Raw genomic sequence first — 21,463 nt, 5'->3', positions numbered from 1 at the left:
TCGCGCCGAGCGCGGCAAGAGTCCGGCGCGAGGTTTCCGGAATGTGTCCGGGGAGGCGGGTCGCCCGACGGGGCACGGGACATGACGGGGCGTCGGCCGAGTCGGCGCGGGGGGTCTGGACAGCCGCCGGACGGCGTGCTGTCATTCCGCTGCACACAGTTTTCCAACGTTGGAATGACGGTCGGCCGTCGCCGCTGGCACCTCCTGCGCCGGCAGCGCGCCCGACCGTGACGCCGTCGGCCGAGCCCGCCGGCGCGACTGTGCGGCAACCGCCGGGCGCCCGCGCCCCGGAGGCGAACACGGCGCCTCGCCGGGGCACTCCGGCCGTCACGCCTGTTCCGGGTTCCGGCTCCGATTCCCCTCTCTACGAGGAAAGATTCGATGACACGACGACACACCCGCCCCCGAACCAGAATGTGGGCGCTGCTGACCGCGGCGGCCCTGGTGCTTCCCACGAGCACCCTGATCCCCACCGCGTCGGCCGCGGAGCCGGCCGTACCCGCCGCCTCCGCACATGCCGCCGAGGCCGCCCAGGACACCGAGGACGCGGCCGTCGAGGTGCACGGCCTGAAGGGCGAGTACTTCAGCATGTCGGCACCGGGCGCCCGGGACTTCGCCGAGCTCGGCGGCACCTCCCTCGACCCGCAGATCGACTTCTCCGGCCTGACCGGAACGTTCCAGTCGCTGACCGGGCGGTCCGAGCACACCACCGCCCGGTGGACGGGGCGGATCGAGGCGCCGGCCACCGGCGACTACACCTTCCACGGCATCGGCGACAACGGCTTCCGGCTCCTCATCGACGGAAAGCCGGTCATCGACCACTGGATACCGGACTGGGACAGGGAGCAGACGAGCGCGCCGGTCCGGCTCACCGCCGGCGAGAAGCACGACTTCCGCCTGGAGATGTTCCAGGACGTCGGCGGCGCCAACATGTTCCTGCGCTGGTCGAGCCCGACGATGCCCAAGCAGCTCGTCCCGGAGTCGGCCTTCACCCCGCCGGCCGACTTCGAGGTCTATCCGGTCGAGCCGACCGTCCCGGCGAGCGGCCGTGAGCTGCGCCTGCGGTTCGACGGCCGGGTGTCCGGCCTGGCGGCGGTCAAGGACCACCTCACCGTCGAGGCCGACACCACGCCGATGCCGATCCGCTCCGTCGCGGTGGCGCCGGACGACCCGAACACCGCCCTCGTCACCCTCGCCGAGCCCATCCAGAAGAACCAGCGGGTCCGGGTCGTCTACGACGGCCGGGGCGGCCTGAGGAACGGGGACGAGACCGTCCCGCAGATCCTGCGCTCGGCGGCCAACGCGTCCACCCACCGGCTCACCACCGAGTGGGGCGACAAGCTCGACGAGAAGCACCCGCTGCCGGAGTACCCGCGCCCGCAGCAGGTACGTGCCAAGTGGAAGAACCTCAACGGGGCCTGGCAGTTCGCCGGCGCCGCCGCCGGCGAGCAGCCGGTGTTCGGCAAGGACCTCGACGAGAAGATCATCGTGCCGTTCCCGGTCGAGTCGCAGCTCTCCGGACTCGAGCGGCACGAGGACCACATGTTCTACCGCCGCCTGGTGGACGTGCCCAGGGACTGGAAGGTCGGCGCGGCCGGCAAGGGCAACCGGCTGAAGCTCAACTTCGGGGCGGTCGACTACCAGGCGCGGGTCTGGGTGAACGGCAAGCAGGTCGCCGAGCACACCGGCGGCTACAACGCCTTCAGCGCCGACGTCACCGACGCGCTCAAGGGCACCGGGCCGCAGGAGATCGTGGTCGCGGTCACCGACACCGGCGGCGCGAACCAGCCGACGGGCAAGCAGTCCACCCACCCGGGCGGCATCTTCTACACCCAGTCGTCGGGCATCTGGCAGACGGTGTGGATGGAGCCCGTCGCCCCCGTGTCCATCGACGACGTCGTCACGACGCCCGACATCGACACCGGCAGCCTGGCGGTGACGGTCGCGTCGGACGACGCCGGCGCCGGCGCCCGCGTCGAGGCCGTCGCCCGTGACACCCGCGGCAAGGTCGTCGGCCGGGTCAGCGGCCCCGCCAACAGCGAACTGCGGCTGCCGGTGACGAAGCAGCACCTGTGGAGCCCGGACGACCCGTACCTGTACGACCTCCAGGTGAGGCTCACCGACGGGAAGTCATCCGACACGGTCGACGGCTACTTCGGCATGCGGAAGATCGGGATCGAGAAGGTCGGCGGCTTCCGGAAGCTGGTGCTCAACAACAAGCCGATCTTCTCCCTGGCCACGCTCGACCAGGGGTTCTGGCCGGACGGCCTCTACACCGCCCCCAGCGACAAGGCGCTCGCCTTCGACCTGGAGGCGCACAAGAAGCTCGGCTTCAACGCCGTGCGCAAGCACATCAAGGTGGAGTCGCCGCGCTGGTTCCACCACGCGGACCGGCTGGGTCTGCTGGTCTGGCAGGACTTCGTCTCGGGCGACCTCACCGACGAGACGGGACACCGGGCCTTCGTCGACCAGGGCCGCGAGATGATGCGCCAGCACCACGATTCCCCCGCCGTCATCGGCTGGATCGTCTTCAACGAGGGCTGGGGCGAGTGGAACCGCGAGGAGACCGGCCGCATCACCGAGTCCGTCAAGGCCGCCGACCCGTCCCGTGTCGTCAACGCCCACAGCGGTGTCAACTGCTGCAACTCCAAGGGTGACTCCGGCAAGGGCGACATCCTCGACCACCACGACTACAACAACACCGACCCGGCCTTCCCCGACCATCGCGCCGCGATGGACGGCGAGCACGGCGGCTTCACCCTGCGCGCCCCGGGCCACATGTGGCCGGGCGCCCCGACGGTGATCTACAGCGGTGTCGCCGACAAGGAGGCGCTGACCCGCAAGTACGTGGAGAACACCGAGAAGTTCTACCTGGAGGCCGCCGGGGCCGAACTCTCCGGTTCCGTCTACACCCAGATCACCGACCTGGAGAACGAGCTCAACGGCCTCTACACGTACGACCGCCGGGACATCAAGGTCGACCCGGCGCGGGTGCGTGAGGTCAACCGCAGGATCATCGCGGCCGGCGCCGCGGCGGGGGAGCGCGACCGGCTGCAGGGCGGCGGCTCCTGGGCCCTCGACGAGGGCAGCGGCACCACCGCGCGGGACACCGGCCCCAACGCCGAGAACCTGACGCTCACCGAGGGCACCACCTGGACGCCCGGAGTCAGCGGCAGCGCGCTGAAGTTCGACGGCCAGGGGCAGTACGCCCAGACCGACGGGCCCGTGCTCGACACCACCACGAGCTACTCCGTCTCCGCCTGGGCGACGCTCGACGCCCTTCCCGGCAACTACGCGACCGTCGTGAGCCAGGACGGCCGCCGGCAGGAGAACCCCTTCTACCTCCAGTACGGACAGGGCGCCTTCGCCTTCAGCACGCCCGGCGGGAACCGCGCCCGCTTCGTGACCACGCCGGAGACGGGCCGCTGGTACCACCTGGTGGGTGTGCGCGACGCCGCGAGCAACGAGATCCGGCTGTACGTCGACGGTGCGCTCGTCGCCACGGCTGCCTCCGGGCCGGCCGACGTCAGTACCGGGCCGCTCTCCGTGGGCCGTGCCAAGTGGGGCGGCGGGAACGTCGACTTCTGGCGCGGGTCGGTCGACCAGGTCCACGCCTACGACAAGGCGCTCTCCTCCGAGGAGGTGGCCGCGCTCCACGCGGGCGAGAAGCCGTAGGCCGGTCCGGGCGCCGCGCGGTTCGAGCCGCGCGGCGCCCGAGAACCCCGGCGCACGGGCATCGGCCCGGGCGCCGGGGGCTTCCGCCTGTCCGGCAGCGGTCCGGACGGTGCCGTGACCGACGGCCGGTTCTTGGTATGGACCTGACAATCGATCGCCGCTAGCGTGACGTCGACACTCTGTGAGAGCGCTCTCAACGCGTTCGATCCCCCACCAGGAGGCCCCGTGAAACGCACCACCCCCCTGCGCGCCGCCGTCGCGGCGCTCCTGCTGACCGTAGGACTCGGCGGTGCCCACGCCGGGACCGCGAACGCCGCACCCGCCGGCTCCGCGCCCACCGCCTCGGCCGGACTCCTCGACGCCATGCGGAACGACCTCGGCCTGACGCCCCGGCAGGCCGAGGAGCGGATACGGGCGGAGCGCGCCGCGGCGGGCGTCGAGGCGGACGCCCGGCGCACCGCCGGCTCCACGTACGGCGGCTCCTGGTTCGAACCGGCCACCGGACGGCTCGTGGTCGGCCTCACCGACCGCTCCGAGGAGGCCGACGTCCGCGCCCTGGGCGCCGACACCCGGCTCGTCCGCCACAGTGCCGCCGCGCTCGACCGGGCCAAGTCCCGCCTCGACGGGCTCTCGGCCCCCGCCGGAGTGGCCGGTTGGCACGTCGACCCGAAGGCCAACAGCGTCGTCGTGACCGTCGTCCGCGCCGACCGGACCGCCCCCGCCGTGCACGCCTTCGTCGAGCAGGCCCGCCGGACCGGTCCCGTCACCGTCGCCGAGACGGCCACCGCGCCGCGCACCTACGCGGCGGGCACCGTCGGCGGCGACCCCTACTACACCGGCAACGTCCGCTGTTCCATCGGCTTCTCCGTGTACGGCGGCTACGTCACCGCCGGGCACTGCGGACGGGCCGGGGCCGCGGTGCGCGGCTGGGACGGGTCGGCCCAGGGCACCTTCCAGGGCTCCTCGTTCCCGGGTGACGACTACGCGTACGTCGGCATTCACAGCGGCTGGTGGACGGTGCCCGTGGTGCTCGGCTGGGGAACCGTCTCGGACCGCCTGGTCCGAGGCTCGGCCGAGGCTCCCGTGGGCGCGTCGATCTGCCGCTCTGGCTCCACGACGCACTGGCACTGCGGCACCGTCCTCGCGAAGAACGAGACGGTCAACTACAGCCAGGGCGCCGTCTACCAGATGACGAAGACCAGCGTCTGCGCGGAGGGCGGCGACTCGGGCGGCGCGTTCATCAGCGGAGACCAGGCCCAGGGCGTCACGTCCGGAGGCTGGGGCAACTGCTCCTCCGGCGGCGAGACCTGGTTCCAGCCGATCAACGAGATCCTCGGACGCTACGGGCTGACGCTGCACACGGCCTGACGCACCACCCGGGCGGCCGCGCGCCCGGCTCCGGCGCCCCGTCCGTCCGGACCCGCCACGGCGACACGCCGCCGGGCCCGGACGGGCGGGGCGCCGTCCGTCCGGCGATCGCCCCGGCCGCGGGGGCGCGGGCGACCGGCCTCGCCCGCCGACGGGGCTGTGGTCCGCGCCATCCGGCTGCGCGGCTCCCGCCGCCCGGCCCCGCCTCCTACGACCGGTTGCCCGCGCCGCCCGCCTCCGGGGGTGCGGTGCGTCCGACGACGCCCCGGCCGCCCCGGAGCCTGCGCGACGAACCTCAGGTTCATATCGAATCGCTGGACGCCGTGGCGGCGCGGCTGGCGGAACGCCGCGACGTCATCCTCACCTCTGCCAAGAGGAGCGTCCTCGCCGGCGGCGACCTGCGCGATCCGGAGTCCGTCACACCCGAGACCGCCGGCGCCTCCCTCGAGGCTGGGATGCGCGTCAAGCGCGCGCTGCGGGTCCCGGAGACGCTGGGCAGGCCGGTCGTCGCCGCGATCAACGGTGCTGCTGTGGGTCTGGGCACGCGACCCGGCCGAGCAGGGCCGCTCGCGCCAGCACGCCAAGCTGGCGGTCGCCGACCGCCGCACCCTCCTGCTCGGCAGCGCCAATCTGACCGAGTCCGCTGCACGACGCAACATCGAGGCGGGTGTGCTGGTGACAGGCGGTGAAGCACCGCGACGCACGGCAGAACACATCGTCGACCTGCAGCGTCTCGGCATCCTCAGGCCCTTCACGCCACGCGAAGATGCTGGCTGACCATGTAAGCGGGCTCGGGGTCTGATCAGCGCGAATCGGGCCAGACCTGAGGGACAGTTGACCATGCACACAAGGTGTGTCCAGGTTTGTCAGCAGGCCAGTGTCGCCCCCCGGGGCACTCGTGCTCAGCACCAGACCGGAGGGTGTCCGGGCTTGCGGACCCGTATCCGTGGCAGAGGTCGACTGCGGCGTGCGGCGCCCTGCGCAGAGGGTTTCATACGTGGCTCGACAGCTGACCCGAGGGGCCGAGGCCCGCCTGGAACTCGATCTTCCGAGGGTCGCGGAATACGTGAAGCGATGGCGGCCCGGGCAGTGCAGGATGACGGTGTGCGGTACAGGGCAAGGGCGACTCCACCAGACGGGGTCCGCGCGAGAGCTGCTGCCCACAGGTCGGAGCTGCGCTGTCGCGGTCCAGGTGAGCATATGGCCGGTATGGAACCAGGGTGCGTGCCGCGTGGATCGCGATTGATTGACGAACTGTCACCGTGAGAGTCTATTCGCATATGCGTTCAGCGAATGCTGTCTCATGCGGGGGGACTTCGAACTGTGGCTGTAACTGTGCCCGATTGGGCCGACACCCTTCTTGACGTCATCGGCGTCAACTGGCCGAACGTCGACGAGGACGCCTATCGGGACATGGCGGACTCGCTGAGGGAGTTCGCCGGGGACATAGAGGACGACGGTCACCTTGCGAACCAGCATGTGCAACGTTTGCTCTCATCAGGCCACGGCGAGGCCATTGATGCTGTCAACGGCCACTGGGGCAAGGTCAAGGACAAGCACATCAAGGACATCGCCGGAGCCGCCCGCATCATTGCCGGCGCCTTGGACAACGCCGCCATGGCGATAGAGGCCATGAAGTACGTGGCACTCGGACACTTGGGTGTGCTGGCCGGCAAGGCAGGCGTCTCGATCGCCCTGATCCCGGTCACCGGCGGGTTGTCCATGCTCATCGGCGGCGTGGCGATCGGGATCGCCCAACAGGCCATCCGCAAGGTCATCAAGGAGTGCCTGGAGGAGGTCGTCGCCTACATCGTCTCCGCGATGACCGAACCGGCCGTCGCCGCTCTGGAGAACATGGCCGCGGACCTGGTGGTGCAACTCGGGGCGGATGCTCTCGGTCTTCAGGACGGCGTGGACGTGAACCAGGTCGGCCAAGCCGGCAAGGACGGCTTCCACGAGGGTGTGGCGGGGGCCAAGGACGCCCTGCATCTCGCTTCTGCCGGTACCTCGGCCGGCCTTCCGCGAGGGGCAGGAAAGGGGGTGCACATCGAGCACTCCGAACACGACCGCGCCGGCACCAAGCTGAACCTGGTCAGCGTCGGCGTCCACGGCAAGACCTCGGGCAAGCTGACGAAGGCCCGATCTCATCACAGCCGGACCCGTGGCAGGGACGACATAGCCGATGCCCTGGACCCCGTGGTCGACAAGGCGATGGAGGCCCTGGGCAAGGCCACGAAGGAGATGGGCGACCACCTCGGCAAGACGCTGCCGAAGGCGGTCAAGGAGATATCCGAGAATCAGAAGAAGATCGACCAGGACATCAAGAACCGGTTCGCCGGGCAGCGCAAGGACCCGGACGCCGGGGTCGACGGTGGCTCCGCCGGTTCCGGCTCCCGACCCGACCGGCGGGATTCCGCCCGCACCAGGCCGAATCTCCTCAAGGACGCCAAGGCCGACCCCCGCCGCAACGGCATCTCGTTGGAGAAGAAGACCTGCGAGAACGACCCGGTAGACGTCGCAACCGGCGAGATGACGCTCACGCAGACCGACCTGTCGCTGCCTGGCACCCTGCCGCTCGTCCTGCGCCGGACGCACCTCTCGGAGTATCGCTACGGGCACTGGTTCGGGCGTAGCTGGGCCTCGACCCTGGACGAGCGGATCGAGCTCGACCCGCTCGGTGGTGGCGCGGTCTGGGCCCGCGAGGACGGTTCCCTCCTGATCTACCCCCGGCTGCCGCTGCCGGACGACACCGACGGCGTCCTGCCCCTGGAGGGCGCGCGACTGCCCCTCGTCCACGGCGGTCAGGAGAACGCCGAGACGACGTACCGGATCACGGACCCGCACTCCGGCCTGACACGGTCTTTCACCGGGGGCCCGTACCGGGCGTCGCCTTCGTACTGGCTCACCGAGATCGCCGACCGTCACCTCAACCGCATCGCCGTCACCCGCCTGTCCGACGGCGCCCCGACGGCCGTTGCCCACGACGGCGGCTATCTGGTCACGCTCGCCGTCGAGGACGCCCGTATACGGGAACTTGCGCTGCGCACGCCGGACGGGCCGGTCACCGTCATGCGCTACGGCTACGACCCGCAGGGCAACCTCGACGCCGTCATCAACTCCTCAGGGCTGCCGCTCCGCCTCACCTATGACTCGGACGCCCGGATCACTTCCTGGACCGACCGCAACGACTCGACATTCCGCTATGTCTACGACGGCGCAGGCCGGGTCGTCCGGACGGTCGGCCCCGACGGCTTCCTGTCGTCCACGTTCACCTACGACGTTCACGCCGAGACGGGCGACCGGATCACGCGCTACACGGACTCGGTCGGGGCCACGAAGACATACCACCTCAACCACCGCCTCCAGTTGACCGCGGTCACGAACCCGCTCGGACACACCAGCCACCAGGCGTGGGACCGCGATGACCGGCTGCTCTCCCGCACCGACGTGCTCGGCCTGACCACGAACTACACCTACGACGAGCACGGCAATCTCACCCGGGTCACCCACCCGGACGGTTCCACGGCCGAGGTCACCTACAACGAGCGGCACCAGCTCGTCTCCGTCACCGGCCCCGACGGCGCCATCTCCCGGCAGGAGTATGACGAGCGCGGCAACCCGACGCTCTTCACCCGCCCGGACGGCTCCACGACCCGGCTCACCCATGACGGCTCGGGCCACCTCACCGGGATCGACGACTCCCTCGGGGCGCTGGACCGACTGCGCTGTGACCCCGCCGGGTTGCCGCTGGCTTCCCGCGGTCCGCTCGGAGCGCTCATCCGCTACACCCGCGACGCGTTCGGCCGCGCGGTCCGCATCACTGACGCGCAGGGCCGCAGCACTGCGCTCGAGTGGACCGTCGAGGGCAAGCTCGCCCGCCACACGGCCCCGGACGGCTCCCAGCAGTCCTGGACCTACGACGGTGAGGGCAACTGTCTGGTCCACATCGACGCGCTCGGCGGCGAGACGCGGTTCGAATACACCCACTTCGACCTGGTGGCCGCCCGCACCACACCGGACGGGGCGCGGCACGAGTTCGAGCACGACACGGAGCTGCGCCTCGCAGGCGTCACCAACCCGCAGGGGCTGAACTGGACCTACACGTACGACCCGGCAGGACGGCTCACGTCGGAGACGGACTTCGACGGCCGCACGCTTGCCTACGCCCATGACGCGCTGGGCCGCCTCACCGCACGGACGAACGGCCTCGGACAGACGGTCTGCTACCAGCGAGACGCGGCGGGCCGCGTGGTCGCCAAGGACGCCGAGGGCGCCGTCACCCGCTTCAGCTATGACATCCACGGCCATCTGGCGAGCGCTATCGGTCCCGACGCCGAGCTGTCGTACGTACGGGACCCGACGGGCCGGATCCTGCGGGAGAGCTGTGACGGTCGGCAACTGACCCACGTCTACGACGAGTCCGGTCGTCGCGTGCGCCGCACCACTCCCTCGGGGGCTGTGAGCACCTGGTCCTTCCCGACGGACCTGGCCGCCGAACTGAACACCTCGGGGCACCGGGTGGTCTTCGAGTTCGACGAGACGGGCCGCGAGATCTCCCGCCGAATCGGCGACACCCTGGCCATGGAGAACGCCTACGACGCGCTGGGTCGCCTGACCGGCCAGAGGGTGCGCGGCGCGGGAGATCGGACCGTACAACAGCGCCTGTACACCTACCGCCCCGACGGACACCTCACGTCGGTCGACGATCGGCTCGCGGGCCGTCGGCAGCTGGAGCTCACCGGGGCCGGCCGGGTCACGGGCGTGACCGCGGAGGGCTGGAGCGAGCGGTACGCCTACGACGAGGCTGGAAACCAGACGGAGGCGGACTTGCCGGGCAGCGACGCGGCCACCGGCTCGCGCGAGTACACCGGCACCCGCGTCATCCGAGCGGGCCGGGTCCGCTACGAGTACGACGCCCAGGGCCGCGTCGTCCTGCGCCAGAAGACCCGCCTTTCCCGGAAGCCCGACACCTGGCGCTACGGCTGGGACGCAGAGGACCGCCTCGTGTCGGTCACCACCCCGGACGGCACACGCTGGCGCTATCTCTACGACGCGATGGGACGCCGGGTCGCGAAGCGGCGCCTGTCGGCGGACGGCACATCGGTTGCCGAGGAGACGCGCTTCACCTGGGACGGCGACCTCCTCTGCGAACAGACGAGCGGTGCACCTGACTCCGCCGAGTCCATCACCCTCACCTGGGACCACGACGGAGCGAAGCCGGTCACGCAGGTCGAACGGCGGCTCCTGGGACAAGCTGAAGTCGACCGCCGATTCTTCGCCGTCGTCACCGACCTGATCGGCACCCCGTGCGAGCTCGTCGACGAACAGGGCGAGGTCGCATGGCGCGCCCGCGCGACGCTCTGGGGAGGCACCACCTGGAAGCGGGGCGCGACGGCGTACACGCCGCTCCGCTTCCCGGGCCAGTACTTCGACCCTGAGTCCGGCCTCCACTACAACCGCCACCGCCACTACGACCCCGACTGCGGCCGCTATGTCTCCCCGGACCCTCTCGGCCTGGTCCCGGCACCGAACGCAGTCGCCTACGTCGACAACCCGACGACCTGGACCGACCCCTTGGGTCTGGCCGGCTGCCCCCACCGGGGCGCGGACAGGCCCCGGCACAGCGTGGTCCTCGGAGTGGATGTGCCACCGCATCACCCGTCGGAGTCGCTCGCGCGCTTCCTTCGCAACAACCCGGCCGAGCCGGGCCATGACCCGCGCCGCGACAGCGACCCCGGGGCACACACGTACAACGGGCCTGACTACGCCGGTGAGGAGGCAGGAGGCCCCGTCTGGATGACGAACGTGATGGCTGCTGTCGGGGACCGCAACACCACCCTGTCCATCACCCTGGACGGAATGCCGAACAGTCGTGGTCAGGTGGGCAACTGGAGCACCCCCGAAGACATCGTGGACGCCTTCCAGACGGCGGCGCAGCACGGAGCCCAGTTCAACAGCCGGCACGAGGATCACTATCCTCGGCGCGGTGATGGAACCGCGTGGGAGATGAGTGAAGTGGCCTACGCGGTGCGCAGATACGATGGGGACACCGCGTGGCAGGATCCCGAGGAGCAGCGTTCCGGTCGGTCCTGGGACGACATCCAGTGGTACACCCGTGATGAAGAGAACGGGGGGTACAAGGAGATCAAGGTACCCAGGCCCAACATTCCCGAGATCATGCCGGACCTGTCCAAGCTTCCGGAGAGTCTGAGGAACGAACTCCCCGATCACCTGAGGAACACTGACTGATGACCGACGCCGAGAAGACCCCGAGCGCACGAGAAATCGTGGCCGCGGAATGGGCGACCGTTCTGGCCTACGGCCCGGAACGCGTCGACCCGATTGTGCCCCGCACCGCCTACGGCCATCCGAGCCTGCGCGAGCTGTTCCCCATGGTCGGCCACGGCGTCCTCTACCTGAGCCGGTGCACCCGGTACCCGTGGACACACGACGTGCCGACCGCTTTCCCTCAGGTCGCCGGCGGCTACCGCGTGCGGCGCGAGTCCGACCGTACGCTCGTCGGCATGGCCGGGACCGTGGAAGAGGCATACGAATTGATCGCGGCCAACCTCCCCGAGGGCTGCGGCCCGGCCGTCGACGGCACTCCGGACGATCTGTGACGCGTGTCGAACCGGGTATGGCGACCTCGGCCGGCGCGAATCCAGAGATGCCTGAGGCAGGGTGGCCAAGCGCGTCGTGGCAATGACCGTCGCGCAAGTCGGCAGGCGGTCAGCATGAGTTCTGCAACACCTGGGGACTGCTGACCGGACACGCGAATCGCATCGGCCACCGCCCTCGACCTGCGGGAAGCAGGCAGGGAGCCGAGTTCAGGTGGCGCTTCGTGCTGCGTGCGATGTTCAGGTCGACGATCTAGCCATATGGCGTTGCCGCAGGTCAGCGGCATCATGTGCTTATGGAGTAGTCCGTCATCTTGCGCTGCCGCCACTGCTTCGCGTACTCCTCGACCGTCAGCTGACCGAGCTCTCGGCGGGCCGCCGCCACGGACGGCGCCGTGGCGCGCACCGCCCGAGGACGCCCCGGACCTCGTTCATGAGGGCGCGTCAGGGTGAGCGAGGGCGTCGAGCGCCGCGCGCCAGCCGCCGTGCGCCGTGATCTCGTGGGCGCCGTCGGCGGCCTCGGGTTCGCAGAGGAAGCCGGGCACGGAGGTGCCGTCCGCGAGTTCCACGCTGCCGAGGGCCATCGGGCGGGGGAGGGCGGCCACCAGCGCGCCCAGCCCTTCGGCGGGGAGCCGCCACACCTCGGCCTCGATCGCCGCACCGCCCGCGCGGGCCCGGACCAGACCGGGTTTCGGGGGTGTCGTGTCCAGTGCGTACAGCCGGTAGACGGGCGCCGTCGTGGTCGTGCGGACGAACCGGCCGCCGAGGGCGAGCAGCTGTCCGTTGAGAGGCTGCCCGGACAGGTGCGCGCCGACCACCGCGACGTGCAGGGGCGGCGAGGTGAGCAGGGCGGCGACGCGGGCGAGCCGGTCGTCGGTGAAGGCCGGACCGATCAGCATGACGCCGAAGGGCCGTCCGGCCACCGCGCCCGCCGGGACGGCGACCGCCGCGAGGTCGAACAGGTTGGTGGAGTTGGTGAACCGGCCGAGCCGGGCGTTCGCGCCCAGCGGGTCGGCCGCGACCTCCGCGAGGGTCGGGTGCCCCGGCGTGGTCGGCAGGAGCAGCGCGTCCGCGTCGCCGAGGGAGGACAGGGCGCGGGCGCGGAGGGCGGACAGCTTCTCCCGGTCCGCGTAGAGGCGGTGGGCCGGGACGTCGCGCGCCCCGGAGATGATCCCGGCCACCGTCGGGTCGAGGTCCGGTGAGCCGGCGTGCTTGTCGACGAAGGCTCCGACGGCCGTGTAGCGCTCGGCGACGAACGCCCCCTCGTACAGCATCGAGGCCGCCTCGGTGAACGGCTCCAGGTCCACGGGCAGGAGTTCGGCGCCCGCGTCGGCCAGTCGGGCCGCCGTGGCTCCGAACGCCTCCGCCCAGCCCTCGTCCAGCTCGCCGAGCTGCGCGGCGTCGGGGACCGCGATCCGCCACGGGCCGGGGCGGCGCTGCTCCAGAGGCGGGAGCGCGCGTCCCGCCGGTGCCGCCAGGAAGGACAGTGCGTGCTCGGCCTCCGGGAGCGTGCGGGCGAAGACCGTCACGCAGTCGAGCGACGCGCAGGCCGGGACGACGCCTTCGGTCGGCACCAGGCCGGGGGTCGGCTTGAGTCCGACGACGCCGTTGAAGGCGGCCGGCACCCGGCCGGAGCCCGCGGTGTCCGTGCCCAGGGCGAGGTCCACGAGGCCGAGGGCGACCGCGACCGCCGAGCCGGACGAGGAGCCGCCGGAGACGTACGCCGGGTCGACGGCGTTCCGGACCGCTCCGTACGGGCTGCGCGTGCCGACCAGGCCGGTCGCGAACTGGTCCAGGTTGGTCGTGCCGAGGGCCACGGATCCGGCGGCCCGCAGGCGCGCCACCGCCGGCGCGTCGACGTCGGGCCGGTAGGCGTACGAGGGACAGCCGGCGGTGGTCGGGAGCCCGGCGACGTCGATGTTCCCCTTGACGGCGAAGACCGTTCCGGCCAGGGGCAGCCGTTCACCGGCGGCGGTCCGTGCGTCGATCGCGGCGGCCTCGGCCTCCGTGTCCTCCCGCGGACGGAGGCCGATCCACACCTCGGGCCGGTCCACCTGGGCGATGCGGGCGTACGCGGCGCGCACCCGTTCCAGCGCGGTGCTCATACGGCCGCCTCCGCGGTCTCGACGGGAGCGAGGACGACGAGGGCGGTTCCGGCCTCGACCTGGCTTCCCGGCCTGATCAGGATCTCCGCGACGACGCCTTCGGCGGGGGCCGCCACGGGTGACTCCATCTTCATCGCCTCCAGGGCGACCAGCTGCTGACCCGCCGAGACCCGGTCGCCGATCTCGACGTTGACCTGCCAGACGCAGGCGGTGAAGTCGGCCTCGACGAGTCGGCCGCCCTCGGGCACCTCGATGTCGGTGACCGGCGGGACGGTCTCGGCCGCCGCCTCGGCGCGGGCGAACTCGCCGGCCGCCTCCCAGGCGTCGCGCTCGGCCCCGAAGGCCGCGCCCTGCCGGGTCCGGAAGTCGGCGATCGACGCGGCATTCGCCTGAAGGAAGTCCTGATACGCGGCCAGTGAGAAGGTGCCCTCCTCGGTCCTCGGGACGAACCGGCCGGAGACGATATCGGCGCGCAGTTCCAGGAGCTCCTCGGCCCCGACCGGATACCACTTGATCCGGTCGAAGAAGCGCATGAGCCACGGCCTGCCCGGTTCGAAGGCACCGCGCTGCCGCCACGGCGACCACACCTGGGTCGTGCGGCCGACGAACTGGTAGCCGCCGGGGCCCTCCATGCCGTAGACGCACAGGTACGCTCCGCCGATGCCGACCGAGTTCTCCGCCGTCCAGGTGCGGGCCGGGTTGTACTTGGTGGTGACGAGACGGTGCCGGGGGTCCAGCGGGGTGGCGACGGGGGCGCCGAGGTAGACGTCGCCGAGGCCGAGGACCAGGTACTCGGCGTCGAAGACCGTGCGGTACACGTCGTCGGCCGTGTCCAGGCCGTTGACCCGGCGGATGAACTCGATGTTCGACGGGCACCAGGGGGCGTCGTCGCGCACGCCCGCGACGTAGCGGTCGATGGCCTCGCGGGTCGCCGGGTCGTCCCAGGACAGCGGCAGGTGCACGATCCGGCTGGGCACCACCAGGTCGTCGGTGGGCGGCAGTTCCTCCTCCACGCGCAGTGCGGCGTCGAGCAGGTCGCGCTGGGGCAGCACGTCCGGGTCGGTCTGGATCTGGAGCGAGCGGATGCCCGGCGTGAGGTCGAGGACGCCGGGGAGCCCGCGGGCGGCCAGCGCCTCCGCGAGCGCGTGCACGCGCATGCGGAGCGCCAGGTCCAGCTGCATCGGCCCGTACTCGACGAGGAGGTTGTCGTCGCCGCTGCGCCGGTACGTGACCGACGGCCGGTCGGCGGTCTCCTCCAGGCGGGCGAGGACGCCCCCGTCGACGAGCGGCGGTCGGTCGGCGCGCGGCTCGGCGGCGGGTGCGCGGCGCAGTGCGGCGGCCGCCCCGGCGGTCACCGGCACGAAGCGCACGCTGTCGCCGGGCCGGAGCTGGCCCAGCTTCCAGCGCTGCCCGGTGACGACCGTCGCCGGGCAGACGAAGCCGCCGAGCGAGGGTCCGTCGGGACCCAGGAGGACCGGCATGTCGCCGGTGTAGTCGACGGCGCCGACGGAGTAGGGCGTGTCGTGGATGTTGGACGGGTGCAGCCCCGCCTCGCCGCCGTCCGTCCGCGCCCAGCGCGGTTTGGGGCCGACGAGGCGGACACCGGTGCGGGCCGAGTTGAAGTGGACCTTCCAGTCCGCGGCGTAGAAGTCGCGTATGTCGTCCTCGGTGAAGAACTCGGGTGCCGCGTGCGGACCCTCCACGGCGCCGATCTGCCACGAGGAGCCGAAGGCCGGGCGTTCGCCGAGGGGGACGACGGGGGTGTCCGTACGGACCTCGCCGCCGTGCAGGACGTCACCGGAGCGCAGGGCGCGGCCACCGTGCCCGCCGAACCGGCCGAGGGTGAAGGTGGCGGCGCTGCCCAGGAACTCGGGCACGTCGAGGCCGCCCGCGAACAGGACATAGGTGCGCAGGCCGTGTCCGGCGGGTGCGTCGACGGCGAGGGTCTGTCCGGCGTCGACGGTCACCGGCTCCCACTGCGGCACGACGGTGCCGTCGATCGTCACGCGGGCCGGGGCGCCGGTGACACAGACCGTCGTGGGACGGGTGAACCGCAGGGAGGGGCCCTGGAGGGTGCACTCCAGGCCGGGGGCGCCCTCGTCGTTGCCGAGCGCGGTGTTGCCCAGCCGGAAGGAGAGGTCGTCCATCGGTCCGCCCGGCGGAACGCCGACCTGCCAGTAGCCGGTGCGCCCCGGCCAGTCCTGCACGGTGGTCAGGGTGCCCGCCGCGACGACCTCGATGCGCGGGGTCGGATCGGTGACTCCGGCGAGGGTCGCGGTGGAGTGGCCGGCGGCGCGGACGTCGGCGTCCCGGAGGGCCGCGCGCACCAGGCCGAGGTTGGTCTCGATGCCGTCGACGCGGGTCGCGGCGAGCGCCGCGTCCAGCCGGTCGAGCGCCTCGGCGCGGTCGGCGCCGTGCGCGACGACCTTGGCGAGCATCGGGTCGTAGGCGGTGGTGACCTCGGTGCCGGTCTCCACCCAGGCGTCCACGCGGACGTCCTCCGGGAAGGCGACCCGGGTCAGCAGGCCGGCGCTGGGGCGGTGGTCGCGGGAGGGGTCCTCCGCGTAGAGACGGGCCTCGACGGCGTGGCCCCGGGGCGTCGGGGGCTCGGTGACGACGGCGGTGTCGCCCTGGGCGAGGCGCAGCATCCAGGCGACGAGGTCGACGCCGTAGATCGCCTCCGTGACCGGGTGCTCGACCTGGAGGCGGGTGTTGACCTCCAGGAAGTACGCCTCCTCGCGGGCGGCGTCGTACACGAACTCGACCGTTCCTGCGGAGCGGTAGTCCACCGACGCGCACAGGTCGCGGGCGGCCTCGGCGAGGCGGCGCCGGACGTGCTCGGGGAGGCCGGGTGCCGGGGCCTCCTCCAGGACCTTCTGGTTGCGGCGCTGGAGCGAGCAGTCCCGGTCGCCGAAGGTGACGACCTTGCCCCGCCCGTCGCCGAAGACCTGCACCTCGACGTGGCGGGCCCGCTCCACCAGGCGTTCCAGGAAGACACCGGCGGACGAGAAGGAGGCCGCGGCCACCCGCTGCACCCGGTCCCAGGCGTCGGCGAGTTCGGCGGGGCCGTGACAGGCCCGCATGCCGATGCCGCCCCCGCCGCCGGTCGCCTTCAGCATCACCGGGTACCCGATCGCGTCGGCGGCGGTGAGGGCGGCGGTCACGTCGGCCAGGAGGCCGGTGCCGGGGGCGAGAGGCACGCCCGCCGCCTCGGCGGCGGCCCGGGCGGTGTGCTTGGCGCCGAACAGCTCCAGCTGTTCGGGGGTGGGGCCGACGAAGACGAGGCCGGCGTCCGCGCAGCGGCGCGCGAAGTCGGCATCCTCCGACAGGAAGCCGTAGCCGGGGTGAACGGCCCCCGCGCCGGTGTCCTTGGCGGCCTTGAGGACCAGGTCGGCGTCGAGGTAGGACTCCTTGGCCGGGGCGGGGCCGAGCCGGACGGCTTCGTCGGCCAGCCGGACGTGCTCGGTGCCGCGGTCGGCGTCGGAGTACACCGCGACGGTCCGCAGCCCGAGTGTCCGGGCGGTGCGGATGACGCGGGCCGCGATCTCGCCGCGGTTGGCGACCAGCAGGGTGTCGAACGTCATCGTGTGCCGTCCTCGTCGTTCTCGCCGGGCTCGCTGATCATCATCCGGACGGCCGTCGGGTCGAACCCGTTGCAGGGGTTGTTGGTCTGGGGGCAGTTGGAGAGGAGCGCGAGGACGTCGGTCTCGGCGCGGAGCACGACCTTCAGGCCGGGGGCCGAGAGGCCGTCGACGATGCCGAGCGTGCCGTCCTTCTCGACGGGCACGTTCATGAACCAGTTGATGTTGGAGACCAGGTCGCGCTTGCCGAGGCCGTGCCGGGCGCCCTCGGCGAGGAAGTTCTCCACGCATGCGTGCTGCGACCAGGTGTGATGGCCGTAGCGGAGGGTGTTGGACTCCTTGGAGCAGGCGCCGCCGAGGGTGTCGTGCCGTCCGCAGGTGTCCTCGACGACGGTCATCAGCGGGGTGTGCTCGTTGGAGAGCAGGACCGAGCCCGCGGTCAGGAAGACGTTGCCCTGGGCCTGGACGGTGTCGGGGGCGCTGTAGCGCACGGAGGTGTCGTGCGCGTCGTAGAGCAGGAAGTCGGCGGCCTGGTTGCCGTGCAGGTCGGTGACGGTCAGCAACTGTCCCCTGCGGACGAACCCGGACCAGGCGGCGCGGGCGGGGACGGTCTCGTCGGAGACGACGCGGCCGGGAAGGGCGGTGACGGTCATGCGAGCCCCCGGGCGGTGAGGTGGTCGACGGTGTTGAGGAAGGCCCGGCGGCCTTCGGGGGTGGCGTCCCACAGGGCGTCGTCCGGAGCGGTCGGACGCGACCGGTACGCCAGCACCCGCAGGTTCCCGGTGGTGTAGTCCGCGCGAGGGTCCAGCGGGTGCGGGACGTTGGCGAGGAGGACGGTGACGTCCTGTTCGGCGCGGAGTGTGACGGAGGCGCCGGGGCCCGCCGATCCGGTGAACTCGGTGGTGCCGTCCTCGGCGACGCGTACGCCCTGGAAGAAGGAGACGGACGGCGGGAGGTCGCGCGGGGCGAGGCCGTTCTTGAGGGCGGCGAGTTTGAACAGCTCGCGTCCCGCCGGAGAGGCGGACTGCGGGGTGCCGTCGCCGTACCGGGCGGTGTTGCGCACGAGGGTGGAGGTGCCGGTCAGGGCGTCGTGCCGACCGGAGGTGTCCTCGGTGACGGAGGCGAGCACCCGGCCCTGGTCGGAGAGGAGCAGGTGCCCCTCGCCGAGGTAGGCGTTCCAGAGCACCTTCACCGTGTCGGCCGTGTTCAGCCGTTCCCAGGGGCGGTCGGCGCTGTGGAGGAGCAGGTGCGCGCAGGCGTCGCCGGTGAGGTCGGTCAGCCGCAGCTCGGTACCGCGGGCGAGGACCTTGTGGGTGTAGCCGCCGCCCGCCACGGTCTCGGCCCACACGACGTCCCCGGCGGCCACGTCCTCGGGAGGCTCCGGCAAGTCGCTCGCGGGGAGGATCGGCATGGCGTCGGTCGTCGTGCCCTCCTGGGCACGGGCGTGCTCGCGGGCGCCGTGCGTCGACGCGGTCGCTGACGGTGGCACTGAGGGTTTCCCCATGGCTCGACCTCCGGTCCGGGCTCTCGCCTCTGGCCTAATTTCTGTCGCTCGACAGAAATTAGGCAATGGCCGCTTCGCGCCCGTTGCCCGCGCGTTTCCGCTCGGTTACCGGGAACTCACCCCGATCGCTCGGCCCGGAGGAACCGCGGGCGCTGTGCGAGGATCACGGAGTGAGCACGCCGAACACGCCCACCAGCAGGAGAGTCGGCCGCCCGCGGGCCCAGGAGCGCCCGGCCGGCGGCCCGGAGCCGCGCGACGAAGTCCTGGCCGTGGCGGCCGAGTTGTTCACCACCCGCGGCTACACCGCGACCTCCACCCGGTCCATCGCCGAGCGCGCCGGGCTGCGGCAGGCGTCCCTCTACCACTACTTCGACGGCAAGGAGGCGATCCTCGCGGAGCTGCTGGAGGGGACCGTGCGTCCCTCGCTGGAGGTGGCGGCACGCCTCGTCGCCCGTGGGGAGGCGTCCCCGGCGGCGCGCCTGTGGGCGCTGTGCCACTCCGACGCGGCGCTGCTGTGCGACGGTCCGTACAACCTCGGCGCGCTCTACCTGCTGCCCGAGGTGCAGACGGAGCGCTTCGCCGTCTTCCATCGGCTCAGGGCCGAACTCAAGGACTCCTACGCGGGGTTGCTCGCCGCCACCGAGCCCGGTGCGACCCTCGGCCCCGAGGAGCTCGCGCTCCGTGCCGACCTGCTCTTCGGCCTCACCGAGAGCGTGATCCTCATCCGGCGCGCCGGCCCGGGCCGCGACCCCGTGGCCCTCGCGGCGGCGACGGCCGACGCCGCGCTGCGGGTGGCCGGCGTGCCGCAGCGCTCCCTGACACGACTGCGCCGCGAGGGGCGGGAGCTCCTCGCGGCACAGGTCTGATCCACGGCCTCCGGGCCGCCGTTCGTCTCAGGCGCGTACGGTCGCGGGCTCCGGATCCGATGCCGCGGAGCCCCCGCGTCCCGCCCCGTCAGGCCGCCCGGCGGAGCCCTCCCGGTCGCGGTACCAGCGGTACGTCGCACCCGTCGCGACCGTGGCCGCGAGGACCAGGACGGTGAACCACCGGAAGTACCAGTGGCCGCCCGCGGGGTCGTACACCTCGGCGCGCGGCCAGGCGAGGTTGACCGTCATGAAGAGGCCGTAGGCGACCGCGAGCGCGTTGACGGGCAGTCCCCAGCGGCCGAGGGAGAAGAGCGGGCGGCCGAGTTCGTCCCGCTCGCCGTCGGCCGGCGGCGGCCACTCGCCCCTCAGCCGCCGGACCAGCATCGGACCCGTGACCATGGCGTACGCCAGGTACACCATCGCGATGCAGGTGGTGCCGATGGCGAGAAGGGCCTGCGGTGAGGCGAGGTTCAGCAGGAGCAGCAGCCCCGCGCCGACGCCGACCACCAGCGCCGCCGTGCCGGGCATTCCGGTCCGTGCCGGGACCCGCGCCAACGCCGCCGACCGGGGGAGGACGCCGTCACGGGCCATGGAGAAGAGCATGCGGGTCGCGGAGGTCTGGATCGCGAGGGTCGCCGCACAGACGGCCACGGCCACGTCGGCGAGGAGGACCTTGCCGATTCCGTCGCCGAGGGTGCTGGTGAGCACATAGCCGAGCCCCTCCGTGGCCAGGCGTCCGTCGGTGAGGCTGGGTGCGGCGAGCAGGCCGCCGAGGAGCAGCAGCCCGCCGCAGACGCCGGAGGTGGTGAGGGCGGTGAGCGTCGTCCGCGGCGCGGTGCGCCGGGGGTTGACGGTCTCCTCGCTCATCTCGCTCGCGCTCTCGAAACCGATCAGGACGTACGCGGCGGTGAACGAGCCCACCAGAAGCGCCGCGATCAGGCCGCCCTGGCCGCCCGTGTGCAGGGTGATCCCGGGATCGCGCTCCGCATGGGTGACCAGGAGGGTGACGATCAGGGCGACACCGGCGATCTCGGCGGTGACCCCGATCGTGTTGACGGCCGACAGCGCGCGGTTGTCCAGGACGTTGAGCAGGGTGGTGAACGCCAGCAGGACCAGGCCGAGGAGAGCGGCGTTGGCGGCGCCACTGGCCGTCGTGGGCGTCGGGTCGCCGCCGACGATCTGGAAGCCGGGCCAGACGGCGGGCAGGACGACCTGGAGGGCGAGCGCGGCTGCCGCCACCACCACGATCCGTCCGATGACCATGATCCAGCCCGCGTACCAGCCGAAGGCCGGGCTGCCGAGCCGGCTCGCCCACTGGTAGATCGCCCCGGCGATGGGGAGGCGAGCGGCGAGTTCGGCGAAGCAGGCGGCGACGAGGAGCTGCCCGGCGAGGACGGCGGGCCAGGTCCAGAAGAAGAGCGGCCCGCCGAACGAGTAACCGAGGGAGAAGAACTGGAAGACGGTGGTCAGCACGGAGATGAAGGAGAACCCGGCGGCGAAGGAGGCGTACCTTCCCATCCGCCGTCGCAGCTCCTGGGGATAGCCGAACGGGGCGAGCGCGTCCCCGCCTCCGGGCGGTGGGGGTGTCGGCGGTACGGGATCGGTGGTCACGGTCATGGCGGTCCCCTGTCGCGGAGGTGAGTCGTCCCTGCGAATTCCTGTCGGTTGACAGAAATTAGGGACGGCCCGTTTCCACCGCGTGTCGCGGCCGTGTCCCGTCCGTAAGTGACTGCTCTCCGAGCACGCG

11 protein-coding genes are annotated in these 21,463 nt (G+C 72.0%); 6 read left to right on the top strand and 5 right to left on the bottom strand.

Translation table 11 applies throughout. The annotated features are described in order from the left end of the window. Positions 1–381 precede the first annotated feature (381 nt). From ACE1OA_RS04805 to ACE1OA_RS04785, 5 genes are all read left to right on the top strand, one after another. Complete coding sequence (locus ACE1OA_RS04805) at positions 382–3,675, top strand: LamG-like jellyroll fold domain-containing protein (RefSeq protein WP_432752325.1); 3,294 nt, start codon at positions 382–384, stop codon at positions 3,673–3,675. 225 nt (positions 3,676–3,900) lie between these two features. Next, positions 3,901–5,043 (top strand): S1 family peptidase, encoded by a 1,143-nt coding sequence (locus ACE1OA_RS04800; RefSeq protein WP_361313701.1) that lies wholly within the window; start codon positions 3,901–3,903, stop codon positions 5,041–5,043. Between the two features lie 522 nt (positions 5,044–5,565). Beyond that, the gene (locus tag ACE1OA_RS04795) at positions 5,566–5,820 is read left to right on the top strand and encodes a phospholipase D-like domain-containing protein (RefSeq protein ID WP_432752324.1); all 255 of its coding nucleotides are present in this window, start codon (positions 5,566–5,568) and stop codon (positions 5,818–5,820) included. A gap of 546 nt (positions 5,821–6,366) precedes the next feature. Beyond that, positions 6,367–11,292, top strand: a complete 4,926-nt coding sequence (locus tag ACE1OA_RS04790) for an RHS repeat-associated core domain-containing protein (protein ID WP_432752323.1) — start codon at positions 6,367–6,369, stop codon at positions 11,290–11,292. Further along, a complete protein-coding gene (locus tag ACE1OA_RS04785) occupies positions 11,292–11,663 on the top strand; it encodes a DUF6193 family natural product biosynthesis protein (protein ID WP_432752322.1) in 372 nt (123 codons plus the stop codon). Before ACE1OA_RS04790 ends, ACE1OA_RS04785 begins: the two co-directional genes overlap by 1 nt. Before the next feature lie 428 nt (positions 11,664–12,091). Here ACE1OA_RS04785 and atzF read toward each other — a convergent pair whose 3' ends face one another. Genes atzF through ACE1OA_RS04765 form a run of 4 tightly spaced genes read right to left on the bottom strand, consistent with a single transcriptional unit; the run spans position 12,092 to position 18,835 of the window. Beyond that, entirely contained in the window at positions 12,092–13,765 is a 1,674-nt protein-coding gene (gene atzF / locus ACE1OA_RS04780; RefSeq protein ID WP_432752321.1) for an allophanate hydrolase, read from the bottom strand. After that, a complete protein-coding gene (gene uca, locus ACE1OA_RS04775; protein ID WP_432752320.1) occupies positions 13,762–17,349 on the bottom strand; it encodes an urea carboxylase in 3,588 nt (1,195 codons plus the stop codon). Before uca ends, atzF begins: the two co-directional genes overlap by 4 nt. Beyond that, a complete protein-coding gene (locus tag ACE1OA_RS04770; RefSeq protein ID WP_432752319.1) occupies positions 17,346–17,999 on the bottom strand; it encodes an urea amidolyase associated protein UAAP2 in 654 nt (217 codons plus the stop codon). The genes uca and ACE1OA_RS04770 overlap by 4 nt, the downstream gene beginning before the upstream one ends. Further along, positions 17,996–18,835, bottom strand: coding sequence for an urea amidolyase associated protein UAAP1 (locus ACE1OA_RS04765; protein ID WP_432752318.1), 840 nt, complete (start codon positions 18,833–18,835; stop codon positions 17,996–17,998). Before ACE1OA_RS04765 ends, ACE1OA_RS04770 begins: the two co-directional genes overlap by 4 nt. A gap of 185 nt (positions 18,836–19,020) precedes the next feature. Here ACE1OA_RS04765 and ACE1OA_RS04760 point away from each other — a divergent pair, with 185 nt between their 5' ends. Further along, complete coding sequence (locus ACE1OA_RS04760) at positions 19,021–19,716, top strand: TetR/AcrR family transcriptional regulator (protein ID WP_356606364.1); 696 nt, start codon at positions 19,021–19,023, stop codon at positions 19,714–19,716. A 27-nt stretch (positions 19,717–19,743) separates the two neighbouring features. Here the strand turns inward: ACE1OA_RS04760 and ACE1OA_RS04755 are convergent, their stop codons facing one another. Then, entirely contained in the window at positions 19,744–21,333 is a 1,590-nt protein-coding gene (locus ACE1OA_RS04755; RefSeq protein WP_432752317.1) for an amino acid permease, read from the bottom strand. Positions 21,334–21,463 lie beyond the last annotated feature (130 nt).

The sequence above is a fragment of the Streptomyces sp. JL2001 genome (genome assembly GCF_050917515.1).
In the GTDB taxonomy this organism is placed as follows: Bacteria; Actinomycetota; Actinomycetes; order Streptomycetales; family Streptomycetaceae; genus Streptomyces.
Note: the sequence above shows the minus strand (reverse complement) of the source record. Positions and strands in the feature narration are given on the sequence as shown.